Source organism: Limnohabitans sp. 103DPR2, from assembly GCF_001412575.1.
GTDB lineage: Bacteria > Pseudomonadota > Gammaproteobacteria > Burkholderiales > Burkholderiaceae_C > Limnohabitans_A.
Window position 1 is genome coordinate 641,024 of sequence record NZ_CP011834.1, and the last position, 22,021, is coordinate 663,044.

The 22,021-nt window shown below is 55.3% G+C and carries 22 protein-coding genes and 1 pseudogene; 13 read left to right on the forward strand and 10 right to left on the reverse strand.

Annotated features, from left to right (window positions below; all coding sequences use genetic code 11):
* Window positions 1-11 precede the first annotated feature (11 nt).
* From L103DPR2_RS03080 to L103DPR2_RS03100, 6 genes and pseudogenes are all read left to right on the forward strand, one after another.
* Window positions 12-257 carry a metal-sensitive transcriptional regulator gene (locus tag L103DPR2_RS03080; RefSeq protein WP_055359699.1) on the forward strand — a complete coding sequence of 82 codons (246 nt, stop codon included), beginning with the start codon at window positions 12-14 and terminating at the stop codon, window positions 255-257.
* Between the two features lie 15 nt (window positions 258-272).
* Window positions 273-800, forward strand: a pseudogene (locus L103DPR2_RS14450) (MBL fold metallo-hydrolase); the annotation flags it as partial.
* A 201-nt stretch (window positions 801-1,001) separates the two neighbouring features.
* Window positions 1,002-1,424, forward strand: a complete 423-nt coding sequence (locus L103DPR2_RS14455; RefSeq protein WP_231717710.1) for a rhodanese-like domain-containing protein — start codon at window positions 1,002-1,004, stop codon at window positions 1,422-1,424.
* Window positions 1,424-2,761 carry an acetylornithine deacetylase/succinyl-diaminopimelate desuccinylase family protein gene (locus L103DPR2_RS03090; protein ID WP_055359701.1) on the forward strand — a complete coding sequence of 446 codons (1,338 nt, stop codon included), beginning with the start codon at window positions 1,424-1,426 and terminating at the stop codon, window positions 2,759-2,761. Before L103DPR2_RS14455 ends, L103DPR2_RS03090 begins: the two co-directional genes overlap by 1 nt.
* Before the next feature lie 10 nt (window positions 2,762-2,771).
* Window positions 2,772-4,271 carry a M81 family metallopeptidase gene (locus L103DPR2_RS03095; protein WP_055359702.1) on the forward strand — a complete coding sequence of 500 codons (1,500 nt, stop codon included), beginning with the start codon at window positions 2,772-2,774 and terminating at the stop codon, window positions 4,269-4,271.
* Window positions 4,272-4,341: 70 nt separating this feature from the next.
* Complete coding sequence (locus tag L103DPR2_RS03100; protein WP_055359703.1) at window positions 4,342-5,106, forward strand: type III pantothenate kinase; 765 nt, start codon at window positions 4,342-4,344, stop codon at window positions 5,104-5,106.
* On the opposite strand, the gene L103DPR2_RS03105 is transcribed toward L103DPR2_RS03100, so the two are convergent.
* Window positions 5,099-5,758: a TetR/AcrR family transcriptional regulator gene (locus L103DPR2_RS03105; protein WP_055359704.1), complete on the reverse strand. Its 660-nt coding sequence runs from the start codon at window positions 5,756-5,758 to the stop codon at window positions 5,099-5,101. The genes L103DPR2_RS03100 and L103DPR2_RS03105 overlap by 8 nt on opposite strands.
* Window positions 5,759-5,794: 36 nt before the next feature.
* On the reverse strand, window positions 5,795-6,271 hold the full coding sequence (locus L103DPR2_RS03110; protein WP_082466694.1) for a phasin family protein: 477 nt from the start codon (window positions 6,269-6,271) through the stop codon (window positions 5,795-5,797).
* 100 nt (window positions 6,272-6,371) lie between these two features.
* On the opposite strand from L103DPR2_RS03110, the gene rfbB reads away from it, so the two are divergent.
* From rfbB to slmA, 4 genes are all read left to right on the forward strand, one after another.
* Complete coding sequence (gene rfbB / locus L103DPR2_RS03115; RefSeq protein ID WP_055359705.1) at window positions 6,372-7,433, forward strand: dTDP-glucose 4,6-dehydratase; 1,062 nt, start codon at window positions 6,372-6,374, stop codon at window positions 7,431-7,433.
* A 7-nt stretch (window positions 7,434-7,440) separates the two neighbouring features.
* Window positions 7,441-8,322, forward strand: coding sequence for a dTDP-4-dehydrorhamnose reductase (rfbD, locus tag L103DPR2_RS03120; protein WP_055359706.1), 882 nt, complete (start codon window positions 7,441-7,443; stop codon window positions 8,320-8,322).
* 114 nt (window positions 8,323-8,436) lie between these two features.
* Window positions 8,437-9,336, forward strand: a complete 900-nt coding sequence (gene argB, locus L103DPR2_RS03125; RefSeq protein ID WP_055359707.1) for an acetylglutamate kinase — start codon at window positions 8,437-8,439, stop codon at window positions 9,334-9,336.
* Window positions 9,337-9,346: 10 nt separating this feature from the next.
* Window positions 9,347-9,982 carry a nucleoid occlusion factor SlmA gene (gene slmA / locus L103DPR2_RS03130; RefSeq protein WP_055359708.1) on the forward strand — a complete coding sequence of 212 codons (636 nt, stop codon included), beginning with the start codon at window positions 9,347-9,349 and terminating at the stop codon, window positions 9,980-9,982.
* A 62-nt stretch (window positions 9,983-10,044) separates the two neighbouring features.
* Here slmA and manD read toward each other — a convergent pair whose 3' ends face one another.
* The 8 genes from manD to L103DPR2_RS03170 form a co-directional block, all read right to left on the reverse strand.
* Window positions 10,045-11,256 (reverse strand): D-mannonate dehydratase ManD, encoded by a 1,212-nt coding sequence (gene manD, locus L103DPR2_RS03135; RefSeq protein ID WP_055359709.1) that lies wholly within the window; start codon window positions 11,254-11,256, stop codon window positions 10,045-10,047.
* A gap of 26 nt (window positions 11,257-11,282) precedes the next feature.
* Complete coding sequence (locus tag L103DPR2_RS03140; RefSeq protein WP_055359710.1) at window positions 11,283-12,695, reverse strand: mannitol dehydrogenase family protein; 1,413 nt, start codon at window positions 12,693-12,695, stop codon at window positions 11,283-11,285.
* A gap of 35 nt (window positions 12,696-12,730) precedes the next feature.
* Window positions 12,731-13,786, reverse strand: coding sequence for a malate/lactate/ureidoglycolate dehydrogenase (locus tag L103DPR2_RS03145; protein ID WP_055359711.1), 1,056 nt, complete (start codon window positions 13,784-13,786; stop codon window positions 12,731-12,733).
* A 55-nt stretch (window positions 13,787-13,841) separates the two neighbouring features.
* Entirely contained in the window at window positions 13,842-15,368 is a 1,527-nt protein-coding gene (locus L103DPR2_RS03150; RefSeq protein WP_055359712.1) for a UxaA family hydrolase, read from the reverse strand.
* 9 nt (window positions 15,369-15,377) lie between these two features.
* Entirely contained in the window at window positions 15,378-16,772 is a 1,395-nt protein-coding gene (locus L103DPR2_RS03155) for a TRAP transporter large permease (RefSeq protein ID WP_055359713.1), read from the reverse strand.
* Window positions 16,773-16,803: 31 nt separating this feature from the next.
* Window positions 16,804-17,379, reverse strand: a complete 576-nt coding sequence (locus tag L103DPR2_RS03160) for a TRAP transporter small permease (RefSeq protein ID WP_055359714.1) — start codon at window positions 17,377-17,379, stop codon at window positions 16,804-16,806.
* 102 nt (window positions 17,380-17,481) lie between these two features.
* Window positions 17,482-18,480, reverse strand: a complete 999-nt coding sequence (locus L103DPR2_RS03165) for a sialic acid TRAP transporter substrate-binding protein SiaP (RefSeq protein ID WP_055359715.1) — start codon at window positions 18,478-18,480, stop codon at window positions 17,482-17,484.
* Window positions 18,481-18,525: 45 nt separating this feature from the next.
* Window positions 18,526-19,242, reverse strand: coding sequence for a FadR/GntR family transcriptional regulator (locus L103DPR2_RS03170; protein WP_231717668.1), 717 nt, complete (start codon window positions 19,240-19,242; stop codon window positions 18,526-18,528).
* A gap of 125 nt (window positions 19,243-19,367) precedes the next feature.
* On the opposite strand from L103DPR2_RS03170, the gene L103DPR2_RS03175 reads away from it, so the two are divergent.
* The 3 genes from L103DPR2_RS03175 to L103DPR2_RS03185 are packed head-to-tail and all read left to right on the forward strand — an operon-like array spanning window position 19,368 to window position 22,005.
* Window positions 19,368-20,480 (forward strand): mandelate racemase/muconate lactonizing enzyme family protein, encoded by a 1,113-nt coding sequence (locus L103DPR2_RS03175; protein ID WP_055359716.1) that lies wholly within the window; start codon window positions 19,368-19,370, stop codon window positions 20,478-20,480.
* The gene (locus tag L103DPR2_RS03180; protein WP_055359717.1) at window positions 20,477-21,211 is read left to right on the forward strand and encodes an SDR family oxidoreductase; all 735 of its coding nucleotides are present in this window, start codon (window positions 20,477-20,479) and stop codon (window positions 21,209-21,211) included. The genes L103DPR2_RS03175 and L103DPR2_RS03180 overlap by 4 nt, the downstream gene beginning before the upstream one ends.
* A gap of 44 nt (window positions 21,212-21,255) precedes the next feature.
* The gene (locus L103DPR2_RS03185; protein ID WP_055359718.1) at window positions 21,256-22,005 is read left to right on the forward strand and encodes an SDR family NAD(P)-dependent oxidoreductase; all 750 of its coding nucleotides are present in this window, start codon (window positions 21,256-21,258) and stop codon (window positions 22,003-22,005) included.
* Window positions 22,006-22,021 lie beyond the last annotated feature (16 nt).

The window sequence follows — 22,021 nt, forward strand, 5'->3', positions numbered from 1 at the left end:
GAAAGAACCGCATGAGCCGCCTAGCTGATCCCGAAAAAAAGAAAGCCCTTTGTGCCCGTTTGGCCCGCATTGAAGGCCAACTCCGTGGCCTCCAAAAGTTGATCGATTCCGATGCCGATTGTGAAAAAATTGCCCAGCAAATGGCCGCATCTCGCAAAGCCTTGGACAAAGCCTTTTTCTCCATGGTGGGCTGCATGATTGAGCAAGGCGATCAATCGGCAGAGCATGTGGCCGAGATGCTCACGAAGTTTGCATAAGTCGTTTGGCGCAGCATGTCTTCTCAAACCCTTCAAATCGTTCAGCTGTTTGACCCCGAGTCCAGCACCTACACCTATGTGGTGTATGACGCGCACAGCTTGGAAGCGGTCATCATCGATCCGGTGGACACGCAACTTGAACGCGATAAAAAAACCATTCAAACCCTGGGTTTGAAACTTCGCTGGGCATTGGAAACACATGCCCATGCAGACCACATCACCAGTGCCGGCTTGTTGGCCGAGCACTTGGGTGCGCAAACAGCAGCGCCCGAGGGGTGCCACATTGGGACTGCCGCGGTGCAGTTGGTCGATGGCCAAATGATTTCCTTTGGCGCCTATGCCTTGAAGGCGCTGCACACGCCAGGTCACACGGCTGGCAGCATGTGTTTTTATGTGGCCACAGCGCAAGCTGGCCATGTGTTCTCTGGCGACACGCTGTTGATTGGCGGTTGCGGTCGCACCGATTTTCAATCGGGCAGTGCCAAAGACATGTTCAACAGCTTGACTGAAATTTTATTCAAGTTGCCTGCCAACACCACAGTGTGGCCGGGTCATGATTACCAAGGTCGCACACATTCCAGCATCGGCCATGAAATGCAACACAATGCGCGCGTGGCTGGCAAAACGCTGGCGCAGTTTGAGGCCATCATGGCCCAGTTGAATTTACCCAAACCGCGGCGAATCGATGAAGCGGTTCCCGCCAATTTAAAGTCGGGCTTACGCCACGACGCAGGAGGAGAAGTTGTGTCCCATGATGTTGTGAGTGTGCGACCTGCAGAGGGCTATGCAGGCGATGTCTTTCCAGAGCTAGCTTGGCATTGGGTGCAGTCGGGTGAAGCGGTGATGGTCGATGTGCGTTCTGATGCAGAACGCGCATGGGTGGGCTTTGTGCCAGAAGCCAAACCCTTGGCATGGAAGCAATGGCCTGTGGTGGATGTCAACCCTGACTTTGATGCAGGCATTCAACGCATTGGCGCTGAAGGCAAAAAGATCGTGTTACTGTGCCGCAGTGGTGTGCGTTCTGTGGCGGCTGCCCAGCGCGCAACCCAATTGGGCCTAGAGGCTTACAACATTTTGGAAGGCTTTGAGGGCGACCCAGATGCCAACGCTCACCGCGGCTTGCTCGGTGGCTGGCGCAAACGGGGCTTGCCCTGGAGACAAAACTGATGAACTCAAAAACCACCCCGGCCGACCTCAGCCCCCAAGTTCAAGCCTTGTTGGCGCGCATTGAGGCCAAGCAAGACGAGGTGGTGGCATTGACGCAAGATTTGGTGCGCATCCCCACGGTGAATCCACCTGGCGATGCCTACGAGGCTTGCGCCAGATTCATTGGCGAGCGCTTAAAGCCGCGCGGTTTTGCCGTTGAATATGTGCGGGCCCACGGCGCACCTGGCGACTCCGATGCCAAACCGCGCATGAACGTGGTGGCCCGTTGGGAAGGCACAGGTTCTGGTGAGTGTGTTCACTTCAACAGCCACATCGATGTGGTTGAAGCCGGCACTGGTTGGACCTCTGATCCCTTTGGTGCAGAGATTCGTGACGGCAAAATTTATGGCCGTGGCACCTGCGACATGAAGGGCGGCTTGGCCGCTAGCATCATTGCCTGTGAAGCCTTGATTGAATCGGGCATGTCCATTCCGGGGGCCCTTGAAATCAGTGGAACGGTCGATGAAGAATCAGGGGGCTTTGCGGGTGTGGGCTATTTGGCCGAGCGAGGTTACTTCAGCAAACCACGTGTGCACCATGTCATCATTCCCGAGCCCTTGGGTGTTGACCGCATCTGCTTAGGTCACCGCGGTGTGTGGTGGAGCGAGGTAGAAACCAAAGGCCGCATTGCCCATGGTTCGATGCCGTTTTTGGGCGACAGCGCCATCAACCACATGAGCGCGTTCATTCATTTGCTCGAAACCCAATTGCAACCGCAGCTGAAGCAGCGTCACACCTCTGAACCGGTGGAGCCCCCGGGTGCGCGCGTCAGCACTTTGAACATCAACAGCATTCATGGTGGTCAAGTTGAGCAGCGATACGCCACCGATGAACGCGGTTGGCCCACCGCTGATGCGCCTTCGCCTGTGGTGGCGCACAGTTGCCGCACCGTGCTCGACAGGCGCTTCATTGCCGAAGAAAATTTGGAAGCTGTGAAGCAAGAAATCATCGACATGCTCGATGAACTGAAGCGCACACGCCCTGGCTTTGATTACGGCATTCGCGACATCATGAGCTTTGTGCCCACGGCCACGCCGCGTGACGCACCAGTGGTCGATGCCACAGCGCGGGCCATTGCGCGCGTGCTCGGCCGCGAACCTTCTTACATTGCCAGCCCTGGCACCTATGACCAAAAGCACATTGTGCGAAGTGGCAAGCTCAGAGACTGCATTGCCTATGGCCCTGGCATCTTGGATTTGGCCCATCAACCCAACGAGTACGTGGGCATTCAAGAGTTGGTGGATTCTGCCAAAGTGATGGCGCTGGCCAGTTTGAGTTTGACGGGCGCGATGCGATAAAGTTTTTTGCATGACCAAAATTCTGATCGCTGGCTATCAGCACGAGACCAATACTTTTGCCCCCAGCCTGGCCGATTGGGCCGCCTTCAATTGCGGTGAATCTTTTCCGGCCTACATGCGGGGACAAACGGTCATCGATCAAATGACCGGTATTAACATGCCCATCTCGGGCTTCATGGATGCAGCCAAGCGTTGGCAGTGGGAATTGGTGCCTTCTGCATGGGCAGGCGCAACGCCTTCCTCTTATGTGACGCAAGAAGCTTTTGAAAACATTGCAGCCGCCATCTTGGAGGACATTCGGCATGCGTTGCCCCAAGGACTGGATGGCATTTATTTGGACCTCCATGGTGCGGCGGTTGCCGAACATGCCGATGACAGTGAAGGCGAGTTGTTGACACGCATTCGGCAATTGGTGGGCCCTGCTATGCCCATCGTGGCCAGCTTGGATTTGCATGCCAATGTGACGCAGCGCATGCTGGCGCAAAGTGATGCCTTGGTGTCTTACAGAACCTATCCGCACATTGACATGGCCGACACGGGTGAGTTGGCGGCGCAGTTGATGCAGCGCCGATTGAAACTGGGTCGCAAAGAGCCGATGTACGCGCGGCGTTTTCCCTTTTTGATTTCTTTGAATGCGCAGTCGACTTGGATGGCTCCTGCCAAATCCGCCTACGAACAATTGCTGGCCCTAGACCGTGAGTCGGGTGTGATGCTGAGTTTTTGCATGGGCTTTCCGGCATCTGATTTTGAAGAGTGCGGCCCTGTGGTTTGGGGGCATGGTCCTCAGGCCGAAGCCGTGGTTGAGCAACTCTTCAAGGCCATCAGCGAGCCCGCTGTGTGGCGACCTCATTGGCTGCCTGCGCGAGAAGCCGTGGTGCATGCGATGGCCACTGCAGGCAAAGTGACTGCGCCCGTGGTGATTGCCGACACCCAAGACAACCCTGGCGCAGGCGGGGACAGCAACACCACAGGCATGTTGCATGCACTGTTGCAGCAAGGTGCCGGCAAAGTCTTTCCTGGACAAGTTGCTGTGGGCTTGGTGTTTGATCCGGCTGCCGCTCAAATGGCTTTTGAAGCCGGTGTGGGTGCGCAAATCCATTGCAGTTTGGGCAAAGCCGTGCCCATCTTCACGGGGCAACTCAGCGATCCGCCCTTGCAGGCACGCTTTAATGTCAAGGCCATCAGCGATGGCCGCTGCGTGTTGAAGGGCCCCATGATGACGGGCGTTGCGGTGCAAATGGGCCCCAGTGCGTGTTTGGAAATTGACGGCATTTTGATTGCGGTGGTCAGCGGCAAAGTGCAGTTGCTAGACCGTGAATTGTTGCGAACCGTGGGCATCCATGCCGAGCAGATGAAGATCGTGGTGGTGAAAAGTTCGAACCACTTCCGGGCTGACTTCACACCTATCGCCTCTGAGGTGTTGGTGGCCAAAGCCCCTGGCCCCATGGCGGCAGACCCTGCTGATTTGCCATGGAAAAAACTCAGCCCACTGATCAGGCGTCAACCCTGAGTGTTTGTCTCTATTGAAAGATTGAAGCAGACCGCCGCTTCAGATCCAAAAAATCATTATCATCGCCCATATGACTTTTTTGGCCATCGACGTCGGCAACACCCGCTTGAAGTGGGCGCTTTACGATCGTCCTCACACCCAAGCCAATGTGCTGGCACAGGGTGCAGAATTTCTCGAGAACATTGAAACCTTGGCAGAGGGGCCGTGGGCCAGTTTGCCTGTGCCAGATCACATGCTGGGCTGTGTGGTGGCCGGAGATGCCGTCAAGCGGCGTGTTCAAGAACAAATGGAGTTGTGGGACATCGCGCCCCAGTGGGTGGTGTCGTCCACTGAAGAAGCCGGTGTGTCCAATGGCTATGACCACCCCACCCGTTTAGGCTCAGACCGATGGGTGGCCATGATTGGTGCCCGACATCGCTTGATGCTGAAAGGGGAGGCCAAGCCCTTGGTGGTGGTCATGGTAGGCACGGCCGTCACGGTGGAAGCCTTGGACCAACACGGTAAATTTTTAGGCGGTTTGATTTTGCCGGGGCACGGCATCATGCTGCGTGCATTGGAATCTGGCACGGCCGGTTTGCATGTGCCCACCGGTGAGGTGCGGCCTTTTCCCACCAACACCAGCGATGCCCTCACCAGCGGTGGCACGTATGCCATTGCCGGGGCTTGCGAGCGCATGGTTCAGCATTTGCGAGACCACACGGGCATGGAACCCGCCTGTGTGATGACCGGTGGTGCTGGCTGGAAAATGGCCCCCAGCATGGCCATTCAATTTGAATTGGTCGACAGCCTTATTTTTGACGGCTTGTTGAAGCTGGCGCAATCGCGCTTCAGTTAACTTCGTAAGCTTGCGTCAATTGCATCAAGTGCGCGCGTTCGTCGGCGCGCTCTAAATAAGGCGCCAACAACAACAGCACATGGCGTGCACCGCGCGCCAATGCCTCGCCTGCGCTTTCGGGCTCCATGGCGTGGCGCGGATTGCGCACATATTCATAGCTCAGCCAATAGGTCACCACCACCGACATGCTGGCCGACAGGGTGGTGAAGGTGGCGGCTTCATTTCGAATGTGGCCTTGACGCGCCAAGGCCATCAGCAGATGGTTCAAGGCGGCTGTTTGCGCTTCGAGGATGTTTTTGAAGTGCGTTTCTAAGTGCCGATTTTTGGACAACAAATCGTTGAGGTCGCGGTACAAAAAGCGGTGATCCCAAATGTGTTCAAACAAAGAGTGTAAGAAGAACCAAGCGTCTTCCACATCTTTCACATCTTGGCTGGCCTCCAGCAACTTCAGAATGCGATCTTTGTAGTCGTCAAACAGATGGCTGACCAGCTGGTCTTTGGCGGGAAAGTGATAGTACAAATTGCCCGGACTGATGTTCAGCTCGGAAGAGATGAGCGTGGTCGACACATTGGGTTCGCCATAGCGATTGAACAAGTCCAATGCCACGGTGGCGATGCGCTCAGCGGTGCGTCGAGGTGCTTTTTTGGCCATGCCGTGTGATGTGTTGTTGTGTGGCGCGCGGCGTGCTTATTTGCGGGCTTTGGTGGCGGGGGACTTGGCACTTGCACTGGTGCGTTTGGGCGGTGCCGCTTTGCTTGTGCGGCTAGAGGAGGCTTTCAGCGCGGCCTCCAATGCGGCCACTCGGTCTTGCAGATCGGCCACGTCTTGTGCAGTCGGCAAGCCTAAGCTTTTCAGGGCCCGCGCAACACGGTCTTCAAACAGGTGTTCTAAGCGGTCAACTTTGATGCCGGCAGGTTGCACCAGGCTGGTGTTGATGCCCGTGGTCAGGCCTTGGGCCAATTGGTTGAAGTGCGCTGTGGCCTCGTGCAGTTTTTCTTGAGCGACGGCTTGGGCTTGGGCCATGGCCCCCAAGCCCGCCAACCACATGTCTTTAGAGGCTGTGTTGTGCAAGGGCTCGCTGCTTGAGGCTTTGGCTTGTGCTGTCTTGGATGCAGGCTTCGATGTAGGCTTGGTGCCTGTCTTGCTGGATGCTTTGGTGGCCATGAAAACTCCGTACTTCTGGGGTGGGTTTGGCAAAACCTCACTTTAACCGCAGTGGCAAGGGCTGCCAAGGCTTCTAGAATAGAGTTTTGGAAAGAAAAACATGTCTGTTCTGATTACCGGTGGTGCGGGCTTCATTGGTGCCAACTTCGTGTTGGACTGGGTTGCCAACACAGATGAAAAAATCATCAACCTCGACAAGTTGACCTATGCAGGCAACATGGCGTCGTTGGCGTCCTTGCAGAACAACCCCCAACATGTCTTTGTGCAAGGCGACATTGGCGATGACAAGCTGTTGCCCAAGCTACTGGCTGAGCATCAGCCGCGTGCGGTGTTGAACTTTGCCGCTGAAAGTCATGTGGACCGCTCTATCCATGGCCCTGGTGATTTCATTGAAACCAACATTGTGGGCACCTTCCGTTTGCTGGAATCCGTGCGCGGTTATTGGCAAGCCTTGGCGCCCGAAGCGCAGCAACAGTTTCGTTTTTTGCATGTGTCCACCGACGAGGTCTACGGCAGCTTAAGCCCGCAAGACCCTGCGTTCAGTGAAAACAACAAGTACGAGCCCAACAGTCCTTACAGTGCCAGCAAGGCCGCCAGCGATCACTTGGTGCGTGCATGGCATCACACCTATGGCCTGCCTGTGCTGACCACGAACTGCAGCAACAACTATGGGCCTTTGCACTTCCCCGAAAAACTCATTCCTTTGATGATCGTGAATGCCTTGGCCGGCAAACCTTTGCCTGTCTATGGCGACGGCATGCAAGTGCGCGATTGGTTGTATGTCAAAGACCATTGCAGCGCCATTCGCCGCGTTTTAGAAGGCGGTCAACTGGGTGAAACCTACAACGTGGGCGGCTGGAATGAGAAGCCCAACATCGAGATTGTGAACACCGTGTGCGCGCTGTTGGATGAAATGCGCCCACGCTCAGATGGTCAGTCGTATGCAACGCAAATCACGTATGTGAAAGACCGACCTGGCCACGACCGACGCTATGCCATCGATGCACGCAAACTCGAAAAAGAGTTGGGCTGGAAACCTGCAGAAACCTTTGAAACGGGCATTCGCAAAACGGTGGCTTGGTATTTGGACAACGCCGAGTGGGTGGCCAATGTGCAAAGTGGGGCCTACCGCGAGTGGGTCACGAAGCAATACAAAGCCTAAGCCGCGCATGAAAATTTTATTGCTCGGCAAAAATGGCCAAGTGGGTTGGGAGCTGCAGCGCAGCTTGGCACCTTTGGGCGAGGTGCTGGCGCTTGACCGGCACAGCGCCTCCCACTGCGGTGATCTGACCCATCTGGAAGGCTTGGCAGACACCGTGCGTTTGTTCAAGCCCAACGTGGTGGTGAACGCCGCCGCCTACACCGCGGTCGACAAAGCCGAGTCCGATCCAGAAACCGCGCACTTGGTCAATGCGTTGGCGCCAGAAGTGTTGTCTCGCGCCTGCGCGGCCATTGGGGCAAGGCTCATTCACTATTCAACCGACTACGTCTTTGACGGCAGTGGCCAAACACCTTGGATCGAGACTGATGCCACAGGTCCGCTCAATGCTTATGGCCGCAGCAAGTTGGCCGGTGAACTGGGCATTGCCAAACAGGGTGCCCAGCATGTGATCTTCAGAACCAGTTGGGTTTACGGCACCGAGGGCGGCAATTTTGCCAAGACCATGCTGCGTTTGGCCCAAGAACGCGAGAAGATGACGGTCATCAACGACCAGTTTGGTGCGCCCACGGGTGCGGCCTTGTTGGCCGATGTCACGGCGCTGACCTTGCAAGCGCCCCAGCCACTCTCTGGCATCTATCACTTGGCTGCAGCAGGTGTGACCACTTGGTTTGACTACGCCAACCATGTACTGGCCAAAGCCAAGCAGTTGAAGCCCAGTTTGAGCTTTGCCGTCAAAGAATTATTGCCCGTGCCGACTTCAGAATTTCCCACGCCAGCCCAGCGGCCGTTGAACTCCAGGCTCCATTGCGGTCGCTTGGAACAAGCCCTTCAATTGCAGTTACCACCCTGGCAAACCGGCGTGGACCAGCTCTTGGCAAAAATTTTGTAATTTGATGGTTTCGGTGGGGCACAAGCGCCTCAAAAGTGTTCACAATACGGCTCTGACAGACCCCTATCACATGAGCAAGTACTGACTTGCATGTTTTTAATTTAAAGAACCATCATGACTGACATTGATTCCTTGGCCCACATTGCGCCGCGCGACAAAGCAGAGATCTTGGCGCAAGCATTGCCCTACATTCGCAAGTTTCATGGCAAGACCTTGGTTATCAAATACGGCGGCAATGCCATGACCGATCCTGCTTTGCAAGCCGATTTTGCTGAAGACGTGGTGCTCTTGAAATTGGTGGGCATGAACCCCGTGGTGGTTCACGGGGGTGGTCCCCAAATTGAAACGGCTTTGAACCGCTTGGGCAAAAAAGGCGAGTTCATTCAAGGCATGCGCGTGACCGACGCCGAAACCATGGAAGTGGTGGAGTGGGTGTTGGCCGGTGAAGTGCAACAAGACATTGTGGGTTTGATCAACCAAGCAGGTGGCAAGGCTGTGGGCTTGACGGGTCGTGATGGCGGCATGATTCGCGCCAAGAAACTCAAGATGGTCGACAACAACGACCCCCACAAAGAATACGACGTTGGCCAAGTGGGCGACATCGAGTCGATCGACCCCAGCGTGGTCAAGGCCCTGCAAGACGACGCCTTCATTCCCGTCATCAGCCCTATTGGCTTTGGCGAAAACAACGAGAGTTACAACATCAATGCCGATGTGGTGGCAGGCAAATTGGCCAGTGTGCTGCGCGCTGAAAAGTTGGTGCTGCTGACCAACACGCCCGGCGTCTTGGACAAAGCAGGTAACCTGTTGACCGACTTGAGCGCCCGTCGCATTGACGAGTTGTTTGCCGATGGCACCATCAGTGGTGGCATGTTGCCCAAAATCAGTGGCGCCTTGGATGCCGCCAAGAGTGGTGTGAACGCTGTGCACATCATCGATGGCCGTGTGCCACACGCCATGTTGTTAGAAATTCTGACCGACCAAGCGTTCGGCACCATGATTCGCAGCCACTGAGGAACAGGCCATGACCACAGAGACAACTTCCGACAACCTGCCCGAGAACGAAGAAGCTGGCGCGGCGCCCACACGCAAGCGCCCCAAGCCTGGTGAGCGTCGTTTGCAAATTTTGCAAACCTTGGCTGGCATGCTGGAGCAGCCCGGCGCAGAACGCATCACCACAGCAGCCTTGTCGGCCAAGCTGGGGGTGAGTGAGGCGGCTTTGTACCGTCACTTCGCCAGCAAAGCGCAGATGTTTGAAGGCTTGATTGATTTTGTCGAGCAGTCGGTGTTTGCCTTCGTGCGCCAAATTGCCGACCGCGAACCTGCAGGTCCTGCACAAGTGGCGCGAACCGTGGCGCTCATTTTGCAATTTGCAGAAAAGAACCCCGGCATGGCGCGCGTCATGACGGGCGATGCGCTGGTGTTTGAAAACGAGCGTTTGCAAGAGCGCATGAACTTGTTGTTCGACAAATTGGAAAGCACCTTCAAGCAGTCACTGCGCGATGGCGGCATTCAAAGCGACACTCCCACCGTGGATGCGCAAGTAACGGCTTCTTTGTTGGTGGCCTTCATGATGGGACGCATGCAGCGCTTTGCACGCTCGGGATTTAAGCGTTTGCCTTCAGAGAATTTGCAGGCTTCTTTGGCGCGCGTGCTTTGAAGTTGTGCAGCATCGAAAAAGGCACCGCGAGGTGCCTTTTTTGTATCTGCTTGCTGAGGAATTTACCAACTCCAAAGTGTGCCGTCATGTTGAAGCCTGTTGACGGGTAAGTAGGCCCGCTGATACGGATACTTGGCGGCCAGTTTTTCATCAATGTCCACGCCGTGTCCGGGTGACTCGCCGCAATACAGCATGCCTTTTTCAAAGCGCCAATCATGCGGAAAGACCGACAGCATTTCTTCGCTGTGCGCCATGTGTTCTTGAATGCCAAAGTTGGGCACCCAGGTGTCAAAGTGCAAAGCTGCGCCCATGCAGACCGGTGACATGTCGGTGGCACCATGACAGCCGGTGCGCACTTGGTACAAGCTGGCCAAGTTGGCAATGACGCGCAAGTGCGTGATGCCTCCCGCGTGCGTGACAGTGGTGCGGATGTAATCGATGAGTTGCTGCTCGATCAAATCTTTGCAGTCCCATACCGTGTTGAAAATTTCGCCCACAGCCAAGGGCGTGGTGGTGTGATGGCGAATGAGCTTGAAGGCCTCTTGGTTTTCGGCGGGCGTGGGGTCTTCTAGCCAGAACAAGTGAAAGGGCTCGAGTTCTTTGCCCAAGCGGCCGGCTTCAATGGGCGTGAGGCGATGGTGCGCGTCATGCAACAAATGCGTGTCGGGTCCCACGGCTTCGCGCACAGCCTGAAACAAGCCAGGTGTGTGGCGCAAATACTTTTCGGTGCTCCAATCGTGCTCGCCCGGCAAAGGACCATCGGCAGGTTCGTACATGCGGCCATTGCCACTCACGCCATAAACTTTGTTCAGGCCCGGAATGCCGCTTTGCGCGCGAATGGCCAAGTAGCCCATTTCTTTGTGGCGCAACACTTCGTCCACGGTTTCGGCAGTATCGCGACCTGTTGCGTGGGCGTACGACATGATGCCGGTGCGGCTGCGGCCACCCAACAATTGGTAAAGCGGTTGCCCTGCAATTTTGGCCTTGATGTCCCACAGCGCCGTGTCCACTGCGGCAATGGCGGTCATGGTGACGGGGCCTCTTCGCCAGTAAGCGCCTTTGTAGAGGTACTGCCAGATGTCTTCAATTTGCTGTGGGTCGCGGCCAATCAAACAGGGAATGACATGCTCTTCCAAATAACTCACCACCGACAATTCGCGACCATTGAGGGTGGCGTCGCCAATGCCGGTGAGGCCTTCGTCGGTTTCAATTTTGAGTGTGACGAAGTTGCGGCCAGGGCAGCAAACGATGACGCGGGCGGCTGTGATTTTCATAAAGGTCTGTTGATCAATGTTGCAGTTTAGGCATCTAAGGTAATGGCGAATTTCACCGTGGCATCGACGCCTTGATGAATCACTTGATCGTGCCAATAAGCCACGCGTTGGGCCCACAGTGTGTTGTGAGGCAACTCATTGCCCCACAAGTCTTGCCGTGACAACAAAGCTTTTAAGCTGTCCGCTGCATCTGTTACTTGGTTTTTTCCGATGGCCAATAAGCTCTCTGCTTGCGGATCGTTCAAGGCATAGGCGTGCCCTTGTTCATCCACGGCCAGCGTGTAGCGCAAGAAAATAGCCGCCGCCAAGGCATGGTGTTCAAACGCTTGGCCTTTGGCCATTTGGCCCAAGATAGAAGGCGGCCAACGTTGTGGAATTTTTTGCGAACTGTCCATGGCAATTTGATGCACGCTGTGTTTCAAATACGGATTGCCAAAGCGTTGAATCAGTGCATCGCGGTAGTCGGCCCAATCGGTGCGGCTTAAGTGTGGCGCCACTTCGCGGCTCATCAAGCGATAGACAAACTCTCGAATGTGGTCAACGCCAATGCACGAAGCAATGTAAGGACGTCCCGTGATGGCGCCCATCAGGGCCATGGCTGAGTGGCTGCCGTTCAGCATGCGAAGTTTGGCTTCTTCATAACTGTGTACTTGCGACGTAACCCGCACGCCGCACTTGGCCAACAAAGCGCCGTCGGCAGGGTCCACAAATTTGTCTTCAATCACCCATTCCCAAAAGGTTTCGGTGCTGAGTGCGCAGTCGTCTTTCAAGCCCAAGGTCTCCTTGGCCGCAGTGGCCACTTCGTTGGTGGCTGCGGGCACGATGCGATCAACCATGCTACAAGGGAACGCACAGTGCGCGTCCATCCATTGCATCAATGCTGCATCTTGCGGTGTGGCTGTGGCATGAATAAGTGCTTGAAGTTTGTGGCCGTTGCCTTGCAAGTTGTCGCACGAGGCAATGGTGAGACCGGGCAGTGCAGCGGCATGACGCAAACGCAGGCCATCGATCAGCAGTTGGGCCAATGCAGGCGTGTAGCCTTTTTCTGTGACGGTGAGGGTGAGCCATCGCGTGCTTTTTGCCGCAATGGCATTGAGTACATTTTGCCGTTCTGTGGTGGCCACACTGGTTTGCCAAAGCGCACCAGGCACTTGCCATTCAACACCGGTAGCGCCCGCAACGCGCACTGAATACAAACCATCTTGTGCGCGCAGTTTGTTGACCAAACCGGGTTGCGTCATGCCCACGCCATGAATGCCCCAACGCGAATCACCCTCGCGCAGCAGTTGGTCAAACACCATGGCTTGGTGGGCGCGGTGAAATGCGCCCAAACCTAAATGCACCACACCGGTTGCTTCAGGATGAACAGCGTAGGTTGGTGTTTTGACAGATGCGGGAATATGAGCGAGCGTGCCGCGCGAGAGTTGAGGTTCAGACATGTGGGTTCTTTGAGGCCAGTTCAAGAGGGCAATGATTAGTGTCGGTTCTTGAGCTTGGCTTCAGAGGCTTGAATCTCGGCCCAGGTGGCATCGTCAATCCAAATGCCGTTTTGCTCGCGATCGGCGCGAGCTCTGCGTTCGGGTTCACCCGCCATCAAAACACCTTCACTGCCAGGTGCATCGGGGCTTTGTCGCAACCAGTCTTCAAAGGCCAAGGCTTCTTTTTCAAACGAGGTTTGTGTGCCCAAGCGAACGGGGTCGATGATCATGGTGAGCATGCCATTGAGCACAGCCCGTTTGTCATCGGCTTCGCGGTGCCATGTGCCACCGCCTGTGAGTGCACCGCCCAACAATTCGCAGGCCATGGCCATGCCAAAGCCTTTGTGGTCGCCAAAAGTCATGAGGGCGCCAAACAGCCCATTCGATTGCGGCACCACCACCACACCGGGGTTGTTGGTGGGATGGCCTTTTTCATCAATCAAATAACCATCTGGCACTTGTTCGCCTTTGTTGTATGCCACACGCATCTTGCCTTGGGCCACACGGCTGGTGGCAAAGTCGAGCACGAAGGGTTTTCGGTTACCCATGGGCACGCCAATGCAGCAGGGGTTGGTGCCAAAGCGACCATCGCCACCCCCAAAGGGTGCGACGACGGGGCGTGACAGTACGTTCACAAAATGAACGGACACCAAGCCTTGTGCCACTGCCATTTCGGCAAAGTGACCAATGCGTCCCAAGTGGTGCGAGCGGCTGAGTGCCACCGTGCACACGCCGTGTTGCTTGGCACGTTCAATGCCCATTTGCATGGCTTGCACACCTGTGATTTGGCCGTAGCCACGTTGGCCATCCAAGTTCAGCAAGGGACCTGTGTCGAGCACCACTTTGACGCCGGTGTTGGGGTTCAGGCCACCTTCCAAAACGGCATCAACATAGCGCGGCACCATGCCCACGCCATGCGAGTCATGACCACTCAAATTGGCCATGACCAAGTTGGCGGCCACTTGCTCGGCTTCAGCAGCTTCGCTGCCCGCCATTCGAATGATGTTGGCAATTTGTTGTTGCAGTTGTGCGGCGGGAATGCATTGGCTCATGACAGTACTTTCTTGTTGTGCAACGCCACGGGCAAAGCATGGCGTGAGACGTGGCTTACATCACAGCGCCCACTTGCCAAGGTACAAATTCATTTTGACCATAGCCGTGCTTCTCGCTTTTGGTGGGTTCGCCAGAGGCGGCTTTCAGGATCATCTCGAAAATGCGCTGGCCCATTTCGGGAATGCTGACGCCGCCGTCCACAATTTCGCCGCAGTTGAGGTCCATGTCCTCTTCTTGTTTTTTCCACAAGGCTGAGTTGGTCGAGAATTTCAAACTGGGCGAAGGTGCGCAGCCGTAGGCACTGCCGCGGCCCGTGGTGAAGCAAATTAGGTTGGCGCCGCCAGCCACTTGGCCTGTGGCACTCACTGGGTCGTAGCCGGGCGTGTCCATGTAGACAAAACCATGGGTGTTGACCGGTTCAGCATATTCGTAAACGGCTTGCAAGTTGCTGGTGCCGCCTTTGGCTACGGCGCCCAATGACTTTTCAAGGATGGTGGTGAGACCGCCGGCTTTGTTGCCAGGCGAGGGGTTGTTGTTCATCTCGCCGCCGTTGATCTCGGTGTATTTTTCCCACCAGTGAATGCGGTCAATCAGCTTTTGTGCCACTTCTGGTTTGACAGCGCGGCGCGTGAGCAAGTGTTCAGCACCATAAATTTCAGGTGTTTCGCTGAGGATGGCGGTGCCGCCGTGTTGCACCAGTAAATCGACGGCTGCGCCCAAGGCGGGGTTGGCACTGATGCCCGAGTAACCATCGGAGCCACCGCATTGCAAACCGACTGTGATGTGTTCAGCGCTGCAAGGCTCGCGCTTGACTTGATTGGCGCGCGGCAACATTTCTTCAATGAGTGCGATGCCTTTCTCGACCGTCAAGCGAGTACCGCCTGTGTCTTGAATGTTGAACACCTTGAGGGTGTCGCCTTCTCTTAAGCTGCTGTGAGCAAGCCAAGTGTTCAGTTGGTTGGTTTCGCAGCCCAAGCCGACGACGACCACGCCCCAGAAGTTGGCATGTGTGGCATAGCCGGCCAGCGTGCGTTCTAGCAACTTCATGCCCAAACCTTCGGTGTCCATGCCGCAGCCGGTGCCGTGCGTTAAAGCCACGACGCCATCCACGTTGGGAAAGTTAGCCAGCGCAGCAGGGTTGTTGCGTTTTGAAAAATGATCGGCAATGGCGCGTGCTGCTGTGGCCGAACAATTGACGCTTGACAACACCCCGATGTAATTGCGTGTGGCCACACGGCCGTCCGAGCGTTTGATGCCCATGAAGGTGGCTTGCTTGCGCGGTGCCTCGGGCTTCACGTCTTGGCCAAAGGCGTAGTCGCGCTCAAAATTGCCTTTTTCAGGCCCCATGTTGAGATTGTGCGTGTGCACATGCTCGCCAGGTTGAATGGCCGTGCTGGCAAAGCCAATGATTTGGTTGTAGCGCCGTACGGGCTCGCCGGCTTGAATGGCACGTGTGGCCACTTTGTGTCCGGGCGGGACCAGTCCGCGAACGGTCACGCCGTCAACGCTGGTGCCGCTCATCAGTTGCGCGCGCGCAATGACCACGTCATCGGCGGGGTGGAGGCGAATGAAAAGACTCATTGTTCTCAATCACATAAATTGTTTAGGGAGCCACAGCACCAAGCTGGGCACATAAGTGATGACGATCAAGCTGCCTAGCAAGGGGAACAGCCAAGGCAGGATGGCGGCCGTGGTTCGCTCGACGCTGAGCTTGGCCACACGTGCCAACACAAACAAGACCATGCCCATGGGTGGGTGCAGCAAACCGATCATGAGGTTGAGCACCATGACCAAACCAAAGTGAACCAAGTCAATGCCCAGTTTTTGGCAGATGGGCACTAAAATCGGAACCAAGATGGTGATGGCCGCTGTAGGTTCTAAGAAGCAACCCACGAACAACATCAGCAAGTTGGCCAAGAGCAAAAACTTCCAAGGCTCTTGGGTGAAGCCCAGCACCCATTCACTGATGGCCGCTGTGACGCCAGTAGCGGTCAGCATCCAGCCAAAGATGCTGGCGGCGGCCACAATGAACATGACAGTGGCAGTGGTTTCGACGGTGTCGAGGCAAATCTTCACAAACATTTTGAAGTGAAGGGTGCGATACCAGAAGAAGCCCAACACAATGGCCCAGACGCAAGCGGCAATGGCGCCTTCTGTGGGTGTGAACACACCAGTCGTCATGCCGCCAATCAGCAAGACCGGTGTCATGATGGGCAGAACAGCCTGGAAGTCAAAGAGCTTATCGGCGGCAAACAAAATGCCCAAAGCGATGAAGACGGTCAGTTGTGGCGGTGTGTCAAGTTGTGTCACACAGTACCAAATGCAGAGTGGCCAGCCAATCACCACAGCTGTTTCGGCCAAGGCCTTGAAAACACGTGGCCAGTTAAAGGGAACGTCTGAGCCCCAATTGTTTTTGTGTGCAAAGTAGGCCACGGTGATCATCATGAGCAGCGCCATCATGGCCCCTGGCAAGATGCCAGCCAAAAACAAGGAGCCCACCGACACATTGGCCATCATGCCGTAAATCACAAACGGCAAGCTGGGTGGAATGATGGGTCCCAAGGTGGCCGATGCAGCTGTCACGCCCACTGCAAACTCGGTGCTGTAGCCATGGTCTTTCATGGCTTTGATTTCAATGGTGCCAAGGCCCGCCGCATCGGCAATGGCGGTACCGCTCATGCCTGCAAACACCACAGAGCCCACCACATTCACGTGGCCCAAGCCGCCCTTCATCCAGCCCACCAAGGCCAACGCGTAGTTGTAGATGCGGTTGGTGATGCCGGCGTTGTTCATGAGGTTGCCGGCCAAAATGAAGAAGGGCACCGCTAACAATGGAAAGCTGTCAATGCCAGACACCATGCGGTGAATCACCACAAAGGGAGGCGAGCTTTGTGTCCAGAACAAATAAATCAGGGAAGCACCCGCCATGGCAATGGCCACAGGAATGCCGCCACTCATCAGCAACAAGAACAAAATTTTTAACATCGGATTTCTTTCGGAACTTGAAGTGCTGTGTTCAGCGGTCAGTCATTTCTGACTCAGGACGTTGCAACACCGTGTAGCCGCGTTGCCAATGAACTTTCATGACCCAGATGGCGCGCAAACACATGGCCGCAAAACCGGCCATGACCACGGCGTACACAATGTTCATGGGCAAGTCGATGATGGTCATTTTGTAGTTGCCTAACTTTTCCATCATCTGACCCGTCAGGAATGTGGCGGCTGCAAAAAAGCCGATGCGCATCACATCGACCAAGGTGTTCATGAACTTTGAAAGCCAAGCAGGCATGAACTTGTAAAAGAAGTCCACTTGTATGTGGTTGTTTTTGGCGACGCCAATGGTGGCGCCTGTGAATACGGTGGCAATCAGCAAATAGCGCGCGATTTCCTCGGTCCAAGAAGCTGAGTTGTTCAGCACGTAACGTGTGAAGAATTGGTAGAAAACCGTGGCGCCTAAGACCCAAAAAAAGCCCAAAGCCACCCAAGCCTCAATGGGGGTGCCAGACAAATCCACCTCTTCATCGGTGGCATGAAATTGTCCATCGTCGCCCATCACTTTGGGCATGGCGTCAAGGTCGGGTAGGTTGCTCATATGGACTCCTCGAGATAGGGGCACAGGTTGAGCGCAATAGGCTCAACCTGTGAGATGCGCACCGGTACCACGGGTGCGCAAAAGTGCATCACGCGATGGTGATTACTTGACGGCTTGAATCTTGTCGAAATCAACCTTGGTGAAGCCCATGGATTCCAAAGGTTTGTTTTTCAAGACGGCGTCTTGGAAAGACTTGCGATCGACTTGCACAATTTGCAAACCTTTTTTCTTGAACTCGTCGACCAACTCAACTTCGCGTGCTTTGATCTTGGCCGAAGCGCGTGCAGCAGCTTCTTGTGTTACGTCTGTGAAAATTTTCTTTTCAGCATCGCTCAGTTTGTTCCAAACGTGGGGCGCAATTTGAGTGGTCAAGCCGTCAACGATGTGGCCGGTCAACATGATCGCCTTTTGAACTTCATAGAACTTCTTGGCTTCAATGGTGGTCAAAGGATTCTCTTGGGCTTCAACGGTACCGTTTTGCAGGGCCAAATAAACTTCTGCAAACGCAATGGGTGTGGGATTGGCGCCGCAAGCTTCGGGTGTTGCGCGGTAAGCGGGCACATCAGGCACGCGAATCTTGATGCCTTTCATGCCAGCGCAATTGGTAAAGGCTTTTTGCGCTGTGGTGTGACGTGCGCCGTAGTAGGTGTAGGCTGTGACTTGAATGCCAGTTTTGGCACGGAACTCATTCACCATTTCGCCAAAGACTTGGCTTTTGGAGAAGGCCAGCAGGTGGTCGCCATCACGGAAAATAAAGGGGTAGTAAGCTATTCCGAAGCGTGGGTAGGCACGAGCAGCAAAAGATGTGCCGCTGATGATCATGTCCACCGTGCCCAAAGTCAGGCCTTGGTTGATGTCGGTTTCTTTGCCCAATGTTGAGGCAGGAAAGACTTGAATTTCATATTTGCCGTTGGTGCGCTTTTTGATTTCGTCTGCAGCCCAAACAGATTCGGTGTGATAGGCCTCCGACGTTTCATAGACGTGCGCCCATTTCAATTTGGTTTGCGCTTGCGCCAGGCCGCTGCCCATGGCGCCTAACAGCCCTAGGGCCACGACGCTGGCTGTGGCGAGCGATTTCAGAGCATTTCGTTTGGTGTTCATGTTGTCTCCTGTGGGTTGAAATAAAAAAAATTGCTGGCGAGAAAACTAAATTCGAGAAGGTGCGCTTCGCCAGCTAGCGCTAAAACGTTTGTGAGCTTGGTTCAAATGTTTTTGCATGGTTTTGCGCGCACGTTGCGGGTCGTGGGCTTCGATGGCCTCTAGCACTTCTTGGTGTTCTGCAATGGCAGCGGCCCATGAAGCGGGCGATTCAAAGTAATCGCCCAAGCGTTCGAACAAAGGGCCATTTCTGGCTTCCAAATAAAGTTCGAGGGTGTCGTGCATCACGCTGTTGGCACACGCATTGGCGATCGCCATGTGAAAGGCGATGTCGCTGTCTCTGGGGATGCGGCCTGCTTTGGCATCTTTTTGCATGGCCTTGAGTGCAGCGGCCATGCGCTTGATGTCTTGCGCGTTGGCGCCTTCTGCGGCCAGGGCGGCCATTTCGGCTTCTATCAGGGAGCGTGCGCGCATCACTTCAAGCGGCCCCCATTCAGCGGGCGTGTTGAGTGTGCTGGGTGCGGCTTGTTTCTTCTTGCCCAATGATTTGACGTAGATGCCAGAGCCTGTGCGCACTTCAATCACACCTTCCACTTCCAATGCAATGAGCGCTTCGCGCACAGAGGGTCGGCTGAAACCCAGTTGCATGGCCAGATCGCGTTCGGCGGGCAAACGTGAACCCACAGCAAATTCGCCCGAGGAAATCAATCCTTGGACTTGCTTGGCAATTTGGCGATACAGCCGTTGGGGTTCGATGGATTTCAAAGCTCAGGGAATACGAGGATTGGACAATTGGTCAGACCAGTTGCACAATCTTCACATGGAACCTGAGCGAGGGTCAAGTCAATTAGGCTACGCATAAACCCGAACTCGTCACAACATTTTTCAACATGACTTCAGTCACCATCGATCGCGTTCATTTGCGTCAAGTGAACTTGCCGCCCAAGGTTGTTCGTACCGACGCCATTCAATCCTTTGTCACCCAAGAAACCATTCTGCTCACCCTGGTGTGCAGCGATGGCATTCAAGCCACAGGGTACGCCTACACCATTGGCACCGGCGGCAGTTCTGTGGTGGCTTTGCTCAAAGATCATTTGGTTCCTCGGCTCATTGGCAAAAACCCAGTGCATGTGGAAGCCATTTGGAAAGATTTGTTTTTTCACACGCACGCCACGGCCGTTGGCGCCATGACCAGTTTGGCCTTGGCCTGCGTTGACACAGCCCTTTGGGATTGGCGTGCGCAAAGTCAACAATTGCCTTTGTGGCAATTGCTGGGAGGCGCGCAAAGCAAAGTGCCGCTTTACACCACCGAGGGCGGCTGGCTTCATTTGTCCCCCGAAGAATTGGTCGCGCAAACGCTGCAGGCCAAAGCCGATGGTTTCAAAGGCGCCAAAATCAAAATTGGCCGCCCCCATGTTAGCGAAGATGTGGCGCGTTTGTCGGCCGTGCGCAATGCGGTGGGACCCGCATTCGACATCATGACCGACGCCAACCAAGGCTTCCACCGTGCAGAAGTGGTCAGAAGGGCCAAAGCTTTCGAAGGCCTTGATTTGGCATGGTTAGAAGAGCCCATGCCCGCTGAAGATGTTTCAGGTCACAGGCACTTGCGCGAACACACTCCCATTCCTGTGGCGGTGGGCGAGTCGATGTACCACCCCATGCAATTCAGAGAGTATTTAGAGCAGGGCGCTTGCAGCGTGGTGCAGCCCGACGTGGCGCGCATTGGTGGCATCACGCCTTGGATCAAAACAGCGCATTTGGCCGAAACCTTCGATGTGCCGGTGTGCCCCCACTTTTTGATGGAGCTGCACGTCAGTTTGTGCGCTGCGGTTCCCAATGCCACTTGGGTGGAATACATTCCTCAATTGGACGACATCACGCATTCGCGCATGAAAGTCAAAGATGGCTTTGCGTACCCCCCCGACACGCCTGGACTGGGCATTGAATGGGATTGGCAAGCCATCGACCAGCGTCAAGAGAATCATTTGGAGATCAAAGCATGAGATTGAAAAACAAAAACATCCTGGTCACAGCTGCGGGCCAGGGCATTGGCCACGCTGCCGTGATGGCCATGGTGGCCGAAGGCGCCACCGTGTGGGCCACTGACGTCAATCCAGAGCTGCTCAAAACTTATGCGGGCGTGGCCAATGTGCACACCGCAGTTTTGGATGTCATGAACAAAGACGACATTCAAAAACAAGTGGCCCTCATTCCGCGCATCGATGCCTTGTTCAATTGTGCGGGCGTGGTCCATGGCGGCACCATTTTGCAAGCCACCGACAAGGATTGGGACTTTGCTTTCAACCTGAATGCACGCGGTCAGTTTTGGATGATTCAAGCGGTCTTGCCCAAAATGCTGGAACAAGGTGGTGGCAGCATCATCAACATGGCCAGCGTGTGCTCCAGTGTGCGCGGTTTGCCCAATCGCTTTATTTATGGCGCTTCCAAAGCAGCGGTCATTGGTTTGACCAAAAGCGTGGCGGCCGATTTTGTGGCCAAAGGCATTCGCTGCAACGCCATTTGCCCAGGCACCGTCGACACGCCTTCACTGCAAGATCGCATCAATTCAGAAGCCGATCCCGTGCAAGCGCGTAAAAACTTTGTGGCGCGCCAACCCATGGGCCGCATTGCCCAAGCGCACGAAATTGCACCCATCGTGGTGTTCTTGGCGTCCGATGAAGCGGCCTTTGCCACGGGCAATGCCTATATGGTCGACGGTGGCATGACCATCTAAGCCTTTTTTTCAAACCACATCCAACTTCTCAATCAAAGAAATCCATGAACCAATACGACATGAAAGGCCGCCACGCGGTCATCACCGGTGGTGCCACCGGCTTGGGCTACGCCATTGCCGAACGCGTGCTGGCTTCGGGCGGTAGCGTCACCTTGTGGGACCGCGATGAAGCCGGCATGGCCAAAGCCGTGGCCAGCTTGAACCATCCCGGTAAGGTTCACGCCGTCAAAGTCGATGTGGCGCAGCATGCGTCTGTGGTGGCGGCCACCGAAGCTACTTTGAAAAACGGGCCGGTCGACGCCGTGGTCAACTGCGCAGGCATCACAGGCCCCAACACACAAGTGTGGAACTACCCCGTGGATGCGTGGCAACAAGTGATGGACGTCAATGTCAACGGCGTGTTTTATTGCTGCCGCGAATGGACGCCGCATTTGAAAGAGCGTCCTGCAGGTCGCATCGTCAACATCGCATCTGTGGCGGGCAAAGATGGCAACCCCAACGCCAGCGCCTACAGTGCCAGCAAGGCCGCCGTGATGACCATCACCAAGTCATTGGGCAAAGAGTTGGCCAATACCAATGTCCGAGTGAACTGCGTCACGCCCGCCGCTGTTAAAACAGCCATCTTCGATCAGATGACACCCGAGCACATTCAGTTCATGCTCTCCAAAATTCCAATGGGACGTTTTGGTACGCCCGATGAAGTGGCGGCCATGGTCACATGGTTGCTGACAGAAGACTGTTCTTTCTCAACGGGCGCGGTGTTTGATTTGTCGGGTGGTCGCTCCACTTATTGAGCGAAATTCGATCACA

Bases quoted from the DNA above. Each gene is read 5' to 3' on its own strand.
- L103DPR2_RS03080 (WP_055359699.1), top strand. From the start codon at position 12: ATGAGCCGCCTAGCTGATCCCGAAAAAAAGAAAGCCCTTTGTGCCCGT.
- L103DPR2_RS03090 (WP_055359701.1), top strand. From the start codon at position 1,424: ATGAACTCAAAAACCACCCCGGCCGACCTCAGCCCCCAAGTTCAAGCC.
- L103DPR2_RS03095 (WP_055359702.1), top strand. From the start codon at position 2,772: ATGACCAAAATTCTGATCGCTGGCTATCAGCACGAGACCAATACTTTT.
- L103DPR2_RS03100 (WP_055359703.1), top strand. From the start codon at position 4,342: ATGACTTTTTTGGCCATCGACGTCGGCAACACCCGCTTGAAGTGGGCG.
- L103DPR2_RS03105 (WP_055359704.1), bottom strand. From the start codon at position 5,758: ATGGCCAAAAAAGCACCTCGACGCACCGCTGAGCGCATCGCCACCGTG.
- L103DPR2_RS03110 (WP_082466694.1), bottom strand. From the start codon at position 6,271: ATGGCCACCAAAGCATCCAGCAAGACAGGCACCAAGCCTACATCGAAG.
- rfbB (WP_055359705.1), top strand. From the start codon at position 6,372: ATGTCTGTTCTGATTACCGGTGGTGCGGGCTTCATTGGTGCCAACTTC.
- rfbD (WP_055359706.1), top strand. From the start codon at position 7,441: ATGAAAATTTTATTGCTCGGCAAAAATGGCCAAGTGGGTTGGGAGCTG.
- argB (WP_055359707.1), top strand. From the start codon at position 8,437: ATGACTGACATTGATTCCTTGGCCCACATTGCGCCGCGCGACAAAGCA.
- slmA (WP_055359708.1), top strand. From the start codon at position 9,347: ATGACCACAGAGACAACTTCCGACAACCTGCCCGAGAACGAAGAAGCT.
- manD (WP_055359709.1), bottom strand. From the start codon at position 11,256: ATGAAAATCACAGCCGCCCGCGTCATCGTTTGCTGCCCTGGCCGCAAC.
- L103DPR2_RS03140 (WP_055359710.1), bottom strand. From the start codon at position 12,695: ATGTCTGAACCTCAACTCTCGCGCGGCACGCTCGCTCATATTCCCGCA.
- L103DPR2_RS03145 (WP_055359711.1), bottom strand. From the start codon at position 13,786: ATGAGCCAATGCATTCCCGCCGCACAACTGCAACAACAAATTGCCAAC.
- L103DPR2_RS03150 (WP_055359712.1), bottom strand. From the start codon at position 15,368: ATGAGTCTTTTCATTCGCCTCCACCCCGCCGATGACGTGGTCATTGCG.
- L103DPR2_RS03155 (WP_055359713.1), bottom strand. From the start codon at position 16,772: ATGTTAAAAATTTTGTTCTTGTTGCTGATGAGTGGCGGCATTCCTGTG.
- L103DPR2_RS03160 (WP_055359714.1), bottom strand. From the start codon at position 17,379: ATGAGCAACCTACCCGACCTTGACGCCATGCCCAAAGTGATGGGCGAC.
- L103DPR2_RS03165 (WP_055359715.1), bottom strand. From the start codon at position 18,480: ATGAACACCAAACGAAATGCTCTGAAATCGCTCGCCACAGCCAGCGTC.
- L103DPR2_RS03175 (WP_055359716.1), top strand. From the start codon at position 19,368: ATGACTTCAGTCACCATCGATCGCGTTCATTTGCGTCAAGTGAACTTG.
- L103DPR2_RS03180 (WP_055359717.1), top strand. From the start codon at position 20,477: ATGAGATTGAAAAACAAAAACATCCTGGTCACAGCTGCGGGCCAGGGC.
- L103DPR2_RS03185 (WP_055359718.1), top strand. From the start codon at position 21,256: ATGAACCAATACGACATGAAAGGCCGCCACGCGGTCATCACCGGTGGT.